Below are 15,817 nucleotides of genomic sequence, written 5' to 3'. Positions count from 1 at the left end.
CGGTCCGGAACCGGCACCCACAGACGGTCCGGAATCGGCACACCCAGACGGTCTAGAACTGCGCCCGCAGATGCTCCCAGAAGCCGTCCCGCAGGGCGCGCCGCAGGTCGGCCTGCCCGCGCAGCGAGTACTGCAACAGGCCCTCCGCCTCCACGAGCAGGTCCTGGTCGACCGAACCGGGCAGATAGGGGTGCCCGTGCAGCAGTTCCCCCAGCGTCTCCCGGCCGCGTGCCGCCAGCCACTTCGCCGCGATCTGGGCCCCCACGAACCGCACGTCCTCGCGGGTCGGCCGGCCCGTGGTCGCCTCGAAGGCGGCGGCCGTGCGGCGGGAGACGTACGGCTTGAAGAAGTCGAGGTCGAGAGTGCGCTGGCTGTCGACCTCCCACAGCAGGGGTTCCGCCTGGTTGCGCCCCTCCGGCGCCTCGATGCCCCACAGGTGGACCCGGGCGCCGTAGCCCTGCGCCGCCTCCACCGCCGACACCAGGTCCTCGTCACCGCCGAGCAGGGCCGCGTCGCTGATGGCACGGTGCCGGGCGAGTGACTCCAGGTCGGAGCGGATGAGCGAGTCGACGCCCTTCTGCTGGTTGTTGGCGTTCAGATTGCCCAGTCGCACCTTCACGTCCGGCAGCTCCGCGATGGTCTGCTGCTCCGCCGTGTGGATGCGGCGGCGGGCGCCGTCGTACCAGTAGACCCGCAGCAGCCTGCTGTCCGCGAAGATCGTGCGGGCCTTGTCGATGAGCGCGTCGATCAGGCCCTCGGCGTCCAGATCGAAGGCGCGGCGGTCCTCCGTACCGGCGACGAGCCGTCCCGCGGCCGCGTAGAGATACCCGGCATCGACGAAGATCGCATGGGTCGAGGGTGTCTTCGCCACCTCGGCGAGCATGCGCTGGAGCAGCTCGTTGGTGCGGTCGATGCGGGCGCTCAGGGCCGCGAGGTCGTCGTTCATCACTTCCATTGTCCCGGCGGTCACGCTGCGAACACAACTGGTCCCGGTCGGTCCCGTAACGACACTCTTACGGCTCAGTAATTAGCCGTTCGAAAAATTTCCTTAGCGTAGGGAATGTTTGAACCATGCAGTCCTGTTGACTCATACGGAACACCGGGCACCGAAGCCTCGTGAGCCGCCACACCGAGTAGTTCTCCGCAGGAGGATGACCAGACGAAGGGAGAAGCCCTTGCGCTTCGAAATCATGCACCTCGACGATGTCGACGGCACCCCCGTGGACACGACCGTCGTGGACGCCGCCTCCGTCAACCGGATCGTTCAGCAGGCCGCCGCCACCGGGCAGCGCCTCTGGATCCGCCCGGCCGGGACCACGGCCTCATAACGCGCGCAGCTCTCCCACACTTCGGAGCCCCCGCCCGGCATCGGCCGTGCGGGGGCTCCGCTGTTGCGGACCGCTGCGGCCGGGGGCGTACTGGCTGAGGGGCCGAGCGACAGCGAACAGGACGGTGGGACGCATGTCCGTGACGGGCCGGTCGAACGGGGAGCTGCGGGAACAGGCGGCGGCCGAGGCCGCGCGGCGTTACGAGGACTCCACCGCGGAGCGTGAGCGGGTCGAGGGACGGCTGGCGGCCGGCGTGCGGTTCCCGGACGCCCCGGACGCGCTCGCCGTCCGCGCCGACCGGATCCTGCAGCGGGGCGGTCTGTCGCCCTCGGCGGTCGTGGCGGACATCCACGGCGAGGCCATGGACCTGCCCGACGCCAACGAACGCGTCATCGACCTGTCCAACGAGCTCCAGGCCTGGAGCTTCCTGCCCCGCGGGGTCAGGGCCGGGGCCTCGGTCGCCCGGATCACTCTGCGCCGTGACGGCCGTGAGCTTCCGCACGGCACCGGCTTCCTGGTGTCGCCGCGACTGATGATGACCAACCACCACGTGCTGCCCGACGAGAGCTTCGCCCGCCGGTGCTTCGCCGAGTTCAACGCCCAGGTCACGGTCGAGAACGTGCCCGACACCGCCGTCCGCATGGAACTCGACCCCGGTGCCTTCTTCGCCGCGGACAGCAGGCTGGACTTCGCGCTGGTAGCGGTCACGCCCGCCCCGGACGGCCGCCCGCCGGGCGAGATCTTCGGCTGGAACCGGCTCAGCGTGCAGCTCGGCAAGCTGGTGCTCGGCGAGAAGGTGAACATCATCGGTCACCCGGACGGCCGCCTCAAGGAGATCGTTCTGCGCGACAACGCGGTGCTGGTACGGCTCGACGACTTCGTCCACTACCGAACCGACACGCGCCCCGGCAACTCCGGCTCCCCCGTCTTCAACGACCAGTGGGAGGTCGTGGCCCTGCACCACAGCGGCGTGCCGAAGAAGGACGACCAGGGCCGCGTCCTGCGGAAGGACGGACAGCCCTGGCGCCAGGGCGACGGCGACGACGCGATCGAGTGGGTCGCCAACGAGGGCGTCCGCATCAGCTCGGTCCTGAAGCACCTGGCCCGGCTGGACCTCGCCCCCGGGCCCCGCGCCCTGCTGACCGAGATGGGCCCGGACTCGGGCCTGGACCTGAGCACGGTCGCCGCGCCCGCGCTCTCCTCGCCGGCGGTCCCCGGCGTCACGCCCCCGCCGGCCTCCGTCGCTCCGGCCACGGAGAGCGGGACGGACGCCGCCAAGCCCAAGGCCGGACGCCCGGCCCGGAACACCGCCTTCGGCGGCCGCAGGCACCTGGTCTTCCTGCACGGCAGGGACCAGCAGGCCAAGGAGCCCCAGGACCTCCGCGTGAAATGGACCGCGGGCCTGAACCGCGGACTCACCCTCGCGTCCCTCCCCCCGATCGACCCGGAGGACGTGTGGTTCCCGTTCTACGGCATGAGGCTGCACCACCTCGTGACCGGCAGGGAGAGCACGGCCGAGGCCATCGGCCTGGACGAGGTGAGCGCCGCCGCTGCCGCCGAGGTCTTCGCCGCGGAGTCGCCCACCGGCTCCTACGAGCGACTGATCCACGAGGCGGCCGCCCGGGCCGGCATGCCCCAGAACGGCCCGGCGACCACCGAGGGCTTCGGGGCGGGCGTGGTCGGGGCCCTGCACCGGCCGCTCAGCTGGCTGGCCGCACGGTCCGACCTGGACGAGTGGACCATCGCCACGTTCCTGCGGGACGTCGACCTGTACCTCGGCGACAGCGCCGTGCGGCAGTCCGTGCTGGACAGCGTCCTGGAGACCATGCCCGTCACCGGCGAACTGGTGCTGGTCACGCACAGCCTGGGCACGGTCGTGGGCCTGGACCTGCTGACCCGGCTCCCGGGCGGCCTCGACCCGGTCCTGCTCGTCACCGCGGGCAGCCCGCTCGGCCTGGACGGCGTCAACGAACGGCTCCTCGCCCACGGCCCGCACCGGCCGCCCCGGGTACGTGACTGGGTCAACGTCTGGTGCCCCACCGACGGGGTGGCCATCGGCTGCCCCCTGGGGGACGAGCGCTGGGGCAAGCTCACCCAGCTCGCCGTCTCCAACGGCCGCGACCGTGCGCACAACATCGACGAGTACCTCGCCCACCCGAGCGCGGCCGGCGCGATCGGCTCGGTGCTCGGCCGGCCCTGACGCGCCCCGTCAGCTCCCCTGGATCACCTGTGTGACGCCGTTGATGATCTGCTGCACGGCGATCGCGGACAGCATCATGCCCGCGAGCCGTGTCACCAGCACCACACCGCCGTCCTTGATGATCCGGATGATCACCAGCGAGTAGCGCATCACCAGCCACAGCACGACATGGATGGCGAGGATCGCCGCCCACACGGAAACCTGCGCGGCGACGCTGTGCGCCTTCTGCACGGCGAGGATGACCGACACGATCGCCCCCGGCCCGGCCAGCAGCGGCATGCCCAGCGGCACGAGGGCGACGTTGACGTCCTTGGTCTGCTTCGGCTCGTCGGTCTTCCCGGTGAGCAGATCGAGCGCGATCAGCAGAAGCAGCAGCCCACCGGCGATCATCAGCGCGGGCACGGACACGTGCAGGTAGTTCAGGATCTGATGCCCGAGCAGCCCGAACACGGTGATCACACCACCGGCGACACAGACGGCCTGAAAGGCCATCCGCTTCTGCACCTTGCCGGGCCGCCCGGCGGTGAGCGCGAGGAAGATCGGGGTGATCCCGGGGGGATCCATGATGACGAAGAGGGTCAGGAAGAGGGAGCCGAAGACGGCGAGTTCGAACATGGGTGTGATGGCCTTGCGAGGTTGATGAAACGCGCGGCGGGCAGCAGCGGCGACGTGACCGCTCCCGCGCCCGCTGTGGGCAGGCGTTCCGTTGGGGGTCCCCCCAGGCCCTTGAGGCACTGGGGGAGGAACGGGTGGGCACAGCCGGCAGCGCCGAGTGCCTGAAAAGAGACCTGAAGGGGAGAAACGTCAGACAGCTCCGCCGGCCCCGGGCACCGGAAACGCCCCGAAGGCCCGCCGAGTGATCTCCCCGTACACCTCGGGATCCGTCGTGTACTCCCCGAGCACACACGTCTTCCGGCTGCCGTGATAGTCACTGGACCCGGTCACCAGGAGCCCCAGCTCCTTCGCCAGCCCCCGCAGCCGCGCCCGCGTATCCGCGTCATGGTCCATGTGGTCGACCTCGATGCCGTCAAGACCGGCCTCGGCCATCTCGGCGATCGCGGCCTCCGGCACCGTACGCCCCCGCTTGCTCGCCCCGGGATGCGCGAACACCGCGACCCCGCCCGCGCCCTTGACCAGCCGGATCGCCTCGAACGGGTCGGTCTCGTGCTTCTCGACGTAGGCCCGGCCGCCATCGGCCAGCCAGTCCTCGCTGAAGGCGTCGTTCACGGTCGGCACGACACCCAGCTCGACGAGCGCGCTCGCCACGTGCGGCCGCCCGACGGACCCGTCACCGGCGATCCGCCGCACCTGCTCCCAGGTCACGGGCACGCCCAGCCCCTGAAGCTTGGCGATCATGCCCTGCGCCCGGGGTACCCGGTCGTCCCGGACCAGCTCGCGCTCGGCGAGCAGCGCGGGTTCCTCGGCGTCGAAGAGGTAGGCCAGCATGTGCATGCTGATGCCGTCGAGCCGGCAGGAGAGCTCGGCCCCGGTGACCAGCGCCAGCCCCCCGGGCAGCGCGGCGATCGCCTCGGCGTGCCCGCGGGTGGTGTCGTGATCGGTGAGCGCGACGACGTCCAGCCCGGCCGCGGCAGCCTTGCGCACCAGCTCGGCCGGGGTGTCCGTGCCGTCGGAAGCGGTGGAGTGGGTGTGCAGATCGATACGCACGACACGGACTCCAGACACTGACGGGACGAACAGGGCTGCTCAAGGATAACCAGATTTTCAACGACCGATGTCACACCCGAACCGCGAAAGCGCCCCCTACACCAACGCCCCCAAGAGGCGGGGAACTGCGCGACCAGCCCCGCCCGACCCGCGGCCGCCCACAAACCAAGGCCCTCACCCCCTGGCGCTACGGCTCAAGCAAGCGCGGCGACAACGCCCCGCACGGCACCAGCTCCACCTCCGCCCCCGCGTCCCGCACATCCGCCAGCACCAGCTCGTCGTACATCAACAACCCCGACTGCTCGGGCCAGACCACCGCCCACAGCCACATCCCTAGCGCCTCACCGGCGAAGACGGCCCGGTCGCCCGGCGCGCCGGAGACATGCCACAGCGGCGTCGGCCGCCCCGCGGCGAGCACCTTCGCGTGAGCCGGCTTGCCGACATCCATGGACGGCCCCGGATCCGGACCGTCGATACCCGCGTACCGCGCACCGAGACCGACACCCAGCTCCTCGGCCACCAGGATCAGCTCGCCCATCCCGCCGAGCGGCCCGGGTCCCGTACAGGCCACGGCCGTGGCGCGGCCGCCCGTGCGGTCGTCCCCCGCGCAGGCCACGCCCGTGAACAGCCAGCCGACGGGCAGCGGCCAGGGCATCCACACCGGCACCTGAGTCCGGTGCACCACGACGTTGAGGGCGTCGACGCTGGGCGGTATCACGGGCTGCACCGGATGGACGGTGCCGTGCACATCGCACTGCCAGGAGTCGGAGAAGAGGCCGGGAGCCCTGACCCGGCCACCACACTTCGGGCAACTGGGTTCGCCCCTCATAGGGCCCCACGGTCCTACCCCCGCCCCGCCGCGTCAAGGACGATCACCCAACCGGACGGAACCCTTCACTCCCACACTAGATGTAGCTTGCATTAGTTAGCGTGGCTAACTTAGTATGTGTATATACCAACTACCTAGCCTCGGAAAGGGAGCACGCAATGGACCCCTTCGACGCCGGAGCGGGCGGCCTCCTCAAGCAGCCCAAGTCCGTGTGGGCGACCGCCGGAGCGTCGGTCGTCGCCTTCATGGGCATCGGACTCGTCGACCCGATCCTGCCGTCCATCGCCTCGGGCCTGAACGCCTCCGCCAGCCAGGTCTCCCTGCTGTTCACCTCATACTTCCTCATCACCGCGATCGCGATGCTGGTCACCGGCTTCGTCTCCAGCCGCATCGGCGGCAGGAAGACCCTGCTGCTCGGTCTCGCCCTGGTCGTGGTCTTCGCGGGACTGTCGGGCACCTCCGGATCCGTCGGCGAACTGGTCGGATTCCGGGCCGGCTGGGGGCTCGGCAACGCACTGTTCGTCTCGACGGCCCTCGCGGTCATCGTCGGAGCGGCGGCGGGCGGCAGCGCGGCGGCGATCCTGCTGTACGAGTCGGCCCTCGGCCTCGGCATGGCCTGCGGTCCGCTGCTGGGCGCCCTGCTCGGTGACGCCAGCTGGCGCTACCCCTTCTTCGGTACGGCCTTCCTGATGGCCGTCGGCTTCCTGTGCATCGCGGTGTTCCTGAGGGAGCAGCCGAAGCCGGCCCGCAAGACCTCACTCCTGGACCCGGTCAAGGCCCTCGGCCACGGCGGCCTCGCCTCCGCGGCGGTCTCGGCGTTCTTCTACAACTACACGTTCTTCACCGTGCTGGCCTTCACCCCGTTCGTGCTGAACATGAGCCCGTACCGGTCGGGTGCGGTGTTCTTCGCCTGGGGTGTGCTGCTCGCCGTCTTCTCGGTGATCGTGGCGCCGCGCCTGCAGAAGCGGTTCGGCTCGCTGAAGGTGCTCGGCGGGTCCCTGGTGCTGCTCGCGGCCGACGTGCTCGTGCTCGGCTACGGCGACCACACCACGGCCGTCGTCTGCACGATCCTGTCCGGTGCCTTCATCGGCGTGAACAACACCGTCTACACCGAGCTGGCACTCGGCGTCTCGGACGCGCCCCGGCCGGTGGCGAGCGCGGGCTACAACTTCGTGCGCTGGTTCGCGGCGGCGGCCGCCCCGTTCTTCGCACCGAAGATCGAGGAGTGGACCGATCTCCACATGCCGTTCGTGGTGGCGGCCGTCACGGCAGTGCTGGGCGCCGTCGTCGTGGTCGTACGCCGCAAGGCCCTCACCCACGAAGCCGAGGAGCTGGAACCGCAGCACGCGACCGAGGACAGTGTCACCGTGTTCGCCGGCTGAGCCAACTGATGCTTTTCGGCCATGGGTTGGTGAGGTTCCTCACTCAGACCTCACTCCAGCGGGACGGACTTCCGGGACGGATCCCGGAGGTCCGTCCCCTGGTTCAGCCACCGCTCCTGGAGCGCCTGCGCGCCGTGCACCCGCTTCCAGGCGGCCTCGTTCGGGGTCATCGGCAGCAGCGGCAGGAACCGTACGGGGTCGAGGGGTTCGTCGAGCTCCAGGTCCTCGACCAGGCCGCCCGGTTCGGCGACCAGGACCGAGGTGAAGGGGGCGCCGGGCCACAGCGGCTCGCCGACGTCGAGGGAGGCACCGGGGGCCACGATCAGGCCCTCCACCTGCGGAGACGCGGCGAGCACCGCGAGCGGGCGGAGCACCTTGTCCGTCTCGGCGAGCCCCGCCCGGACCGAGAGGACCAGCTCCGCGCGCGGCCCCTTGACCGGGTCGGCGACCGCCGCCGTGGGCTCCGTCATCGGCTGCGCGGACATGCCGAGCGTGGCGTAGCGGGCGATGTCGCCCTCCTGGAAGCGCAGCACCTCGATGCGGTCCGTGCCGAGGAACGTCACTGCCGCGCGCGCGTCCGGTTCGCCCAGCGCGCTGCGCAACCGGGCCTCGACCAGAGGGAGAACATCAGCCATGAGGCGAGCATAGAACTCGTCAGTAGCGGGCAAAGGAGCACCTTGACAGTTTCGTCGGCTGCTACTCTTGCCCGGTGGTTCGGGGCAGCACGCAGAAGCGTCGCGATCAAGCCCCGACGCCGATGGAACTCCCTTACGAGGGACCGGCCGGAGGAGGTGGGGCTGCAATGGATCGAAGTCGACCGTGCAGTAGCACCACGCTCTCCCGCCGCTGATGTAGCTGCTCTGTCTCTCTGGCCGACTGCCACCTCTCGCACTCGCTTCACCGCGGAAGAGCGCTTCGTTTCGTTTTTCCTGATCTGCCTCAGTAGCTGAATCAGTAACGAAGCTCGCCACCGCGACGGTGCGGTGCTCCCCGCTTTGTGGACGTGCCAAACATCCGTAGTCCCTACGTCCTCATTCCGGGTAGTTCCACCCGTCGTCACCGGCGCTTTCGTTGCCCTCCCGCGAAGGAGCCCGCCATGTCGATGATTCGCGACCTGCGCGCCGTGGTCCGTCCGTCCCGCGTCTCGCTGCGCAAGGACGGTGGCACCTACGACGCCACCCGCAGCCCGGCGACGGCCACCGCCGTGGTCGACTGCGCCATCTACCGCGACGGCCGCCGCGTCGAGACCGAGACCCCGCTGACCCCGCACGAGGCGGTGCGCCTGGTGCGCCGCGACGGGGGCTTCGTGTGGATCGGCCTGCACGAGCCGACCGAGGCCGAATTCTCCGGCATCGCCAGTGAGTTCGGGCTGCACCCGCTGGCCGTGGAGGACGCCGTCCAGGCCCACCAGCGGCCCAAGCTCGAGCGCTACGACGACTCGCTCTTCACCGTCTTCAAGACCATCCACTACGTCGAGCACGACCAGCTCGACGCCAACAGCGAGGTCGTCGAGTCCGGCGAGGTCATGTGCTTCACCGGACGGGATTTCTTCATCACCGTCCGGCACGGCGGACAGGGTTCCCTTCGGGCCCTCAGGCACCGCCTCCAGGACGACCCCGAGCTGCTGGCCAAGGGCCCCTCGGCCGTGCTGCACGCCATCGCCGACCACGTCGTCGACGGCTACATCGCGGTCGCCGACGCGGTGCAGGACGACATCGACGAGGTCGAGACCGAGGTGTTCTCCCCGGGGCGCAAGGGCTCGCCGCGCGGTTCGGACGCCGGCCGGATCTACCAACTCAAGCGCGAGGTGCTGGAGTTCAAGCGCGCCGTGTCGCCGCTGCTGCGGCCCATGCAGCTGCTGAGCGAGCGGCCGATGCGGCTGATCGACCCGGACATCCAGAAGTACTTCCGGGACGTCGCCGACCACCTGGCCCGGGTCCAGGAGCAGGTCCTCGGCTTCGACGAACTGCTCAACTCGATCCTCCAGGCCAACCTCGCGCAAGCGTCCGTGGCGCAGAACGAGGACATGCGGAAGATCACCTCCTGGGCGGCCATCATCGCCGTACCGACGATGGTCTGTGGCGTCTACGGCATGAACTTCGACCACATGCCGGAGCTGCACTGGCGGTACGGCTACCCGGCGATCATGGGCGTCACCGTGGTCATCTGCCTGGGCATCCACCGCACGCTGAAGCGGAACGGATGGCTGTGAGCAGCCTGGATAGGCTGGGACCCATGACAAGCGAGCTGCTCGGCCAGGCCCTCGTCGAGGAGGCCACCAAGAAGTCCGGCCTCGTCTGGGTCCAGGGCCCCGACGGCCCGGCGCGTGCGCTCTGGCACGTGTGGCACGAGGGTGCCGCGTGCCTGATCGGCGACGGGCCCGGCGAGCAGCCGCTGCCGGGGCTCACCGACGGGGGCGAGGCCCGGGTGACGGTCCGCAGCAAGGACAAGGGCGGCCGGCTGGTCTCCTGGACGGCCCGGGTCACCGAGCTCGCGCCGGGCTCCGAGGCGTGGGACGCGACGGTCGCCGAGCTCAAGGGCAAACGGCTGAACGCGCCCGACGGCGAGGCCATGACCGGCCGCTGGGCCCGCGAGTGCCGGGTGCTGCGCCTGGAACCGACCGGGGCGACGGCGCCGCTGCCCGACAGCTCCCTGTCCGAGCCGCCCCTGGCGTCCCCGGCGGTCACCCGTCGGCCGATTCCGGCGGGGCTGCCCCGCCTGCTGCTGAAGAAACGCAAACGCCCGTAGCGGCCGGACGCGCGTAGCGGTGGCTACGACGTCGGCAGCTGCCGGCCGTAGTCCACCGTCTCGTTCTTCTCCGGCTCCCTGAGGGAGAAGTCCTCTCCCCAGCCGGAGAACGTGAGGGTGCCCGCGCCGCCGGCCCGCTCCAGGCGCAGCGGATACGGCTTGCCCTCCAGGGAGACCTCCAGGGCGCCGCCGGAGCCCTTGTCGCCGGTGATGCGGATGGTGCGTACGCCCGCCTGCTCCTCGTGGCCGTCCGTCGCGAGTGCGCCGTGCAGGGTCAGCAGACCGTCGAGGAGGACTCCCTTGTCCGTGAAACCGCTGAACTTCTTGTACGCGGGGTCGCCCTGCGGCACCTTCACGAACTTGCCGCCGAGCTTGGAGGCCGCGGCCGCGTCCCCCTCGCCCTTCCCGCCCTGGCCGTCGCCGTGACTCCAGAACCCGGCGTCAGCCTTGAGGAAGAGCTGCTCGCCGATGCGCAGCAGCTGGAAGGTCGTGCCCTCGGTGGTGACCGATCCCTGGCCGCCGTCGTCCTTCAGCCGCATGTCGAGCGCGTACGTCTTCTCGCCGCTGACGACGCTGCCGTGCACCCGGACCGCCCCGGCGGACTCGGCGGCCGTACGGGTCTTGGTCTGGATCTTCCCGGCGGGAAGTCTGCCGACCCCGTTGGTGCCCTCGTTCGGATCCTCCGCGCAGCCGGTGAGCACCGTCCCCGTCACGAGCAGTGCGCACATCGCGCTCGCGAGGACGGCACTACGGCTTCGGCCGTGGCGAATCGGAGTCACAGGTGGAGCTGCCTCTCTGCGGGGAGACCTGAACGGCGTACCGCAGGGTACCGGGCACGTGCGGGCAGGTCGGAGCCAGTCCGTCCGGACCGCCCGCCGACGCACCGCCGATCGGGACGGGCTAGCCTGAAGCCCACCCGAGCGGGCAATTCGGAACAGACGGATACACAGTCAGGCACAGAGACAGGCACAGAGACAGGCACCAGGAAACACCCCGCACGAAAAGGAGCCGCGGCCATGGCAGCGGGCGCCCCCCGGATCTTCGTATCGCACCTCTCCGGTGTCGCCGTCTTCGACCCCGCGGGCGACCAGGTGGGGCGGGTGCGCGATCTGGTCGTCATGCTGCGGGTGGGGCAGCGGCCGCCGAGGCTGCTCGGCCTGGTCGTCGAACTCGCCACCCGCCGCCGCATCTTCCTGCCCATGACCCGGGTCACCGCCATCCAGTCGGGGCAGGTCATCACCACCGGCGTGCTCAACGTCCGGCGCTTCGAGCAGCGGCCCACCGAGCGGCTGGTCTTCGGGGAGCTGCTGGACCGGCGTGTGACGCTCACCGAGACCGGCGAGGACGTCACCGTCCTGGACCTGTCGGTGCATCAGCTGCCGGCCCGCCGGGAGTGGGAGATCGACCGGGTCTTCGTCCGCAAGGGCAGAAAGGGCAGCGCCTTCCGGCGGGCCAAGGGCGAGGCGCTGACCGTCGAGTGGACCGCCGTCACCGGCTTCTCCCTGGAGGAGCAGGGGCAGGGCGCCGAGAACCTGCTCGCCACGTTCGAGCAGCTGCGCGCCGCCGACCTGGCCAACGTCCTGCACCACCTCTCCCCCAAGCGCCGGGCCGAGGTCGCCGCGGCTCTCGACGACGACCGGCTCGCCGACGTGCTGGAGGAGCTCCCCGAGGACGACCAGATCGAGATCCTCGGCAAGCTGAAGGAGGAGCGCGCCGCCGACGTCCTGGAGGCCATGGACCCGGACGACGCGGCCGACCTGCTGGGCGAGCTGCCGACGGACGAGCAGGAGCGGCTGCTGAACCTGATGCAGCCCGGCGACGCGGCCGACATGCGGCGCCTGATGTCGTACGAGGAACGCACTGCGGGCGGTCTGATGACCACCGAGCCGATCGTGCTGCGCCCGGACGCCTCCGTCGCCGACGCCCTCGCCCGCATCCGCGAGCCCGACCTCTCCCCCGCCCTGGCGGCCCAGGTCTACGTCTGCCGCCCGCCGGACGAGACACCGACCGGCAAGTACCTGGGCACGGTCCATTTCCAGCGGCTGCTGCGCGAGCCACCGCCCTCGCTGGTCAGCTCGATCCTGGACAGCGACCTGCAGCCCCTGGACCCCGAGGCGGATCTGCCGGCCATCGCCGGGTTCTTCGCCACGTACGACATGGTCGCGGCGCCCGTGGTCGACGAGGCGGGGGCGCTGCTGGGCGCGGTGACCGTGGACGACGTCCTCGACCACATGCTGCCCGAGGACTGGCGGGAGACGGAGTTCCATCTGGACGAGGAGGTGCCGACCGATGGTTCCTGAGCGCGAGACCCCGCGCGAGCGCACGCCGGCCGGTGCCACGGCCGCGAGCCGGCCGCGCGCGACCCGGCTCGACCAGCCCGGCGTGCCCAGGCGCCGGTTCCTGCCCGAGTACGACCCCGAGGCCTTCGGGCGGCTGTCGGAACGCATCGCGCGCTTCCTCGGCACGGGCCGGTTCCTGGTCTGGATGACGGCCGCCATCATCCTGTGGGTGGCCTGGAACAGCCTCGCCCCGCGCGACCTGCGCTTCGACGAGTACCCGTTCATCTTCCTGACTCTGATGCTGTCGCTCCAGGCCTCCTACGCCGCTCCGCTGATCCTGCTCGCGCAGAACCGGCAGGACGACCGTGACCGGGTCAATCTGGAGCAGGACCGCAAGCAGAACGAGCGGTCGATCGCGGACACCGAGTACCTGACCCGCGAGATCGCCGCCCTGCGGATCGGCCTGGGCGAGGTCGCCACCCGCGACTGGATCCGCTCGGAGCTCCAGGACACGATCAAGGAGATGGAGGAGCGGCAGAACGGCCACCGTCACGACCCCGTCGTATTCCCGGCGGAACGGCCACGGGGACGTGACGCAGACGACCGCTGACAGGCTTTCCTACGCACCGGTACAGCGCCGTACCATCGTCCTATGGCTACGGAAGACGCGGTGCGCGAGGCACTGGCGACGGTGAACGACCCCGAGATCCACAAGCCCATCACCGAACTCGGGATGGTCAAGTCGGTGGAGATCGGCGCGGACGGGGCGGTCGCGGTCACCGTGTACCTCACGGTCTCGGGATGTCCGATGCGGGAGACGATCACGCAGCGCGTGACCGACGCGGTCTCCGGCGTCGAGGGCGTCACCCGCGTCGACGTCACGCTCGACGTGATGAGCGACGAGCAGCGCAAGGAGCTGGCGAACGCCCTGCGCGGCGGCCAGACCGAGCGCGAGGTCCCCTTCGCCAAGCCCGGCAGCCTCACCCGCGTCTACGCGGTCGCCTCCGGCAAGGGCGGCGTGGGCAAGTCCTCGGTGACGGTGAACCTGGCGGCGGCCATGGCGGCCGACGGCCTCAAGGTCGGTGTCGTGGACGCCGACATCTACGGCCACTCCGTGCCGCGCATGCTCGGCGCCGACGGCCGTCCCACCCAGGTCGAGAACATGATCATGCCGCCGTCGGCGAACGGCGTGAAGGTCATCTCCATCGGCATGTTCACCCCGGGCAACGCGCCGGTCGTCTGGCGCGGCCCGATGCTCCACCGCGCGCTCCAGCAGTTCCTCGCGGACGTCTACTGGGGCGACCTGGACGTCCTCCTCCTGGACCTGCCGCCCGGCACCGGCGATATCGCGATCTCCGTCGCCCAGCTGGTCCCGAACGCGGAGATCCTGGTCGTGACGACCCCGCAGCAGGCGGCGGCCGAGGTCGCCGAGCGCGCGGGCTCCATCGCCGTACAGACCCACCAGAAGATCGTCGGCGTGGTCGAGAACATGTCCGGCCTGCCCTGCCCGCACTGCGACGAGATGGTCGACGTCTTCGGCACGGGCGGCGGCCAGGTGGTCGCCGACGGCCTGACCCGCACGACCGGCGCCAACGTCCCGGTCCTCGGCAACATCCCCATCGACGTCCGCCTCCGCGAGGGCGGCGACGACGGCAGGCCGGTCGTCCTGACGGACCCGGACTCCCCGGCGGGCTCGGCGCTGCGCGCCATCGCCGGAAAGCTGGGAGGCCGGCAGCGGGGCCTGTCGGGCCTGTCCCTGGGGATCACTCCGAGGAACAAGTTCTAGATCTGGACGCGGGCTGAGGGACAGCGCCCCTTCAGGGGCGCGGGGAACTGCGCGAACAACCACATCGCACCCGCAGCCGCTTCAAGACCTGAGGCCCCATGGCGAGGGGGCGCCGAAAACAATCGGCGCCCCAGAGCTCACGCGTAATCGGCGATGTCCTTCACCACGGCGAACCCCAAGCCGTACGCACTCATCCCTCTGCCGTACGCCCCGACATGAACCCCGGCCGACGTCGACCCGGCCAGCACCCACCCGAACTCGGACTCCCGGTAGTGAAACGTCGTCGGCACACCGTCAACCGGCAGCGACAACGTCGACCAGTCGGCCCCGTCGAGGTCGTCCGCCAGCGCCCACGCCGTCTCCGTCTGCTGCTCCAGCCAGTCGTCCCGCAGGGAGTGATCCATCTGCCCGGGCCACGTGGAGGACAGCAGCCCCACACCCGCGAGCCATGCCGCGGAGGACACCGACGTGGCCTCCAGCAGCCCCGTACCGTCCGCACTGCGCCGCGAGGGATGCGCCGCGACGGTGACCACGACCGCGAACTTCTCCTTGGCCTCCTGATCACCCCCGGCGACGAACTCGTTGCGCACCCTGGGTTCGTCTCCGTGCCCGATCGACCCGTGTTCCACGGCCCCGTCGGCCGTCGTACCCACCTGCATCAGCCAGCGCGGCCCCGTGAAGGCCTCGTCGAGGCCGTACCACGGGAAGGGCGCGCGCAGGTAGCCGTCGACGTTACGCCGGGCGGAGGGGACCTGTTGTCCGTCCTCCGCGGCCGACGCCTGTGCGACTCCTGGACTCGTCGTCTCCATGTGCCCGGACGCCTCCTCGCTCTAGTCGGACCGGAACGGCCCGCCCCCCTTCGGGCGTACTCTTCCGGTCCGCACAACAACTCGGCAGCATAGCCACACCGCTGCGAGCAGCAGGGAAAGCGCCCGGCGCGTGCGCCGCACGGGGGCCCGGTTCAGGCCGTACACAGCCCGACCGGAGTATGAAACGCGTCACGCGAGTCGCTCAGGTGGCGTCCGCGTCGAAGGGCGGACGATCGTCCCGGTCGGGCGTCTCGGGCTTCTTCGTCATGTCGATACGGCCGCCGGACGAACCGGCGGAGCCGGAGGACGACGTGTCGGAGTCACGGCTGTGGACGGCGTCGGTGACCTCGGCCATCTCCTTCTTCAGGTCGAAGCCGTTACGGATCTCCTTGAGCCCCAGGTCCTCGTTGTCCAGCTGCTTGCGGATGAACGCCTTGGGGTTGAGGTCCTCGAACTCGAAGTCCTTGAACTCCGGGCCGAGTTCCTCACGGATGTCGTGCTTGGCGCTCTCCGAGAACTCACGGATCTTCCGGATCGTGCGTGTCACGTCCTGGATGACTTTGGGGAGCTTGTCCGGACCGAAGACGAGCACGGCAAGGACGATGAGCGTCACCAGCTCGAGCGGTCCTATGTCATTGAACACCTGAAGCTCCTTGCGATGTCCTCGGTCCTCGGCCCTCGGTGGTCGGCCCTCGGTGGTCGGTGCGGGTCTTGCCGTGGTCCGGGCCGGATCCACGGTACCCGGCGATCCTGTCCGACCGGTACTGTCCCGAGACCTCCGAGTGCGAGGA

16 protein-coding genes are annotated in these 15,817 nt (G+C 70.3%); 8 read left to right on the top strand and 8 right to left on the bottom strand.

Going from position 1 to position 15,817, the window contains the following annotated elements:
• Positions 1–52: 52 nt before the first annotated feature.
• Positions 53–946, bottom strand: a complete 894-nt coding sequence (locus tag ACIBK5_RS42750) for an NYN domain-containing protein (protein ID WP_399028779.1) — start codon at positions 944–946, stop codon at positions 53–55.
• A 229-nt stretch (positions 947–1,175) separates the two neighbouring features.
• Between ACIBK5_RS42750 and ACIBK5_RS42745 the strand changes: the two genes are divergently transcribed.
• Entirely contained in the window at positions 1,176–1,328 is a 153-nt protein-coding gene (locus tag ACIBK5_RS42745; RefSeq protein WP_010047718.1) for a hypothetical protein, read from the top strand.
• A 133-nt stretch (positions 1,329–1,461) separates the two neighbouring features.
• Positions 1,462–3,528 (top strand): trypsin-like serine peptidase, encoded by a 2,067-nt coding sequence (locus ACIBK5_RS42740; RefSeq protein ID WP_399028777.1) that lies wholly within the window; start codon positions 1,462–1,464, stop codon positions 3,526–3,528.
• A gap of 9 nt (positions 3,529–3,537) precedes the next feature.
• Here the strand turns inward: ACIBK5_RS42740 and ACIBK5_RS42735 are convergent, their stop codons facing one another.
• From ACIBK5_RS42735 to ACIBK5_RS42725, 3 genes are all read right to left on the bottom strand, one after another.
• Positions 3,538–4,143 carry a MarC family protein gene (locus tag ACIBK5_RS42735; protein ID WP_399028775.1) on the bottom strand — a complete coding sequence of 202 codons (606 nt, stop codon included), beginning with the start codon at positions 4,141–4,143 and terminating at the stop codon, positions 3,538–3,540.
• Between the two features lie 189 nt (positions 4,144–4,332).
• Positions 4,333–5,193, bottom strand: coding sequence for a PHP domain-containing protein (locus ACIBK5_RS42730; protein ID WP_399028773.1), 861 nt, complete (start codon positions 5,191–5,193; stop codon positions 4,333–4,335).
• 187 nt (positions 5,194–5,380) lie between these two features.
• Complete coding sequence (locus ACIBK5_RS42725) at positions 5,381–6,022, bottom strand: DUF6758 family protein (protein WP_399028771.1); 642 nt, start codon at positions 6,020–6,022, stop codon at positions 5,381–5,383.
• 158 nt (positions 6,023–6,180) lie between these two features.
• Here ACIBK5_RS42725 and ACIBK5_RS42720 point away from each other — a divergent pair, with 158 nt between their 5' ends.
• Positions 6,181–7,404, top strand: a complete 1,224-nt coding sequence (locus tag ACIBK5_RS42720) for an MFS transporter (protein WP_399028769.1) — start codon at positions 6,181–6,183, stop codon at positions 7,402–7,404.
• 50 nt (positions 7,405–7,454) lie between these two features.
• On the opposite strand, the gene ACIBK5_RS42715 is transcribed toward ACIBK5_RS42720, so the two are convergent.
• Positions 7,455–8,039: a suppressor of fused domain protein gene (locus ACIBK5_RS42715; protein WP_399028767.1), complete on the bottom strand. Its 585-nt coding sequence runs from the start codon at positions 8,037–8,039 to the stop codon at positions 7,455–7,457.
• A 461-nt stretch (positions 8,040–8,500) separates the two neighbouring features.
• Between ACIBK5_RS42715 and ACIBK5_RS42710 the strand changes: the two genes are divergently transcribed.
• Positions 8,501–9,616 carry a magnesium and cobalt transport protein CorA gene (locus tag ACIBK5_RS42710; RefSeq protein WP_399028765.1) on the top strand — a complete coding sequence of 372 codons (1,116 nt, stop codon included), beginning with the start codon at positions 8,501–8,503 and terminating at the stop codon, positions 9,614–9,616.
• Positions 9,617–9,639: 23 nt separating this feature from the next.
• Complete coding sequence (locus tag ACIBK5_RS42705) at positions 9,640–10,152, top strand: hypothetical protein (RefSeq protein WP_399028763.1); 513 nt, start codon at positions 9,640–9,642, stop codon at positions 10,150–10,152.
• Positions 10,153–10,175: 23 nt separating this feature from the next.
• Here ACIBK5_RS42705 and ACIBK5_RS42700 read toward each other — a convergent pair whose 3' ends face one another.
• Positions 10,176–10,931: a hypothetical protein gene (locus ACIBK5_RS42700; protein WP_399028761.1), complete on the bottom strand. Its 756-nt coding sequence runs from the start codon at positions 10,929–10,931 to the stop codon at positions 10,176–10,178.
• A gap of 237 nt (positions 10,932–11,168) precedes the next feature.
• Here ACIBK5_RS42700 and ACIBK5_RS42695 point away from each other — a divergent pair, with 237 nt between their 5' ends.
• Genes ACIBK5_RS42695 through ACIBK5_RS42685 form a run of 3 tightly spaced genes read left to right on the top strand, consistent with a single transcriptional unit; the run spans position 11,169 to position 14,217 of the window.
• Positions 11,169–12,452 (top strand): magnesium transporter MgtE N-terminal domain-containing protein, encoded by a 1,284-nt coding sequence (locus ACIBK5_RS42695; protein WP_399028759.1) that lies wholly within the window; start codon positions 11,169–11,171, stop codon positions 12,450–12,452.
• Complete coding sequence (locus ACIBK5_RS42690) at positions 12,442–13,041, top strand: DUF1003 domain-containing protein (RefSeq protein ID WP_399028757.1); 600 nt, start codon at positions 12,442–12,444, stop codon at positions 13,039–13,041. Before ACIBK5_RS42695 ends, ACIBK5_RS42690 begins: the two co-directional genes overlap by 11 nt.
• A 42-nt stretch (positions 13,042–13,083) precedes the next feature.
• The gene (locus ACIBK5_RS42685; RefSeq protein WP_184590765.1) at positions 13,084–14,217 is read left to right on the top strand and encodes an Mrp/NBP35 family ATP-binding protein; all 1,134 of its coding nucleotides are present in this window, start codon (positions 13,084–13,086) and stop codon (positions 14,215–14,217) included.
• Positions 14,218–14,354: 137 nt separating this feature from the next.
• Here the strand turns inward: ACIBK5_RS42685 and ACIBK5_RS42680 are convergent, their stop codons facing one another.
• A complete protein-coding gene (locus ACIBK5_RS42680; protein WP_399028755.1) occupies positions 14,355–15,026 on the bottom strand; it encodes a hypothetical protein in 672 nt (223 codons plus the stop codon).
• A gap of 202 nt (positions 15,027–15,228) precedes the next feature.
• Positions 15,229–15,669: a sec-independent translocase gene (locus ACIBK5_RS42675; RefSeq protein ID WP_399028753.1), complete on the bottom strand. Its 441-nt coding sequence runs from the start codon at positions 15,667–15,669 to the stop codon at positions 15,229–15,231.
• Between the last annotated feature and the right edge of the window lie 148 nt (positions 15,670–15,817).

The organism is Streptomyces sp. NPDC050546, assembly GCF_044457425.1.
In the GTDB taxonomy this organism is placed as follows: Bacteria; Actinomycetota; Actinomycetes; order Streptomycetales; family Streptomycetaceae; genus Streptomyces.
The sequence above is the reverse complement of the archived record's forward strand: the minus strand, read 5'-3'. Positions and strand labels throughout refer to the sequence as shown.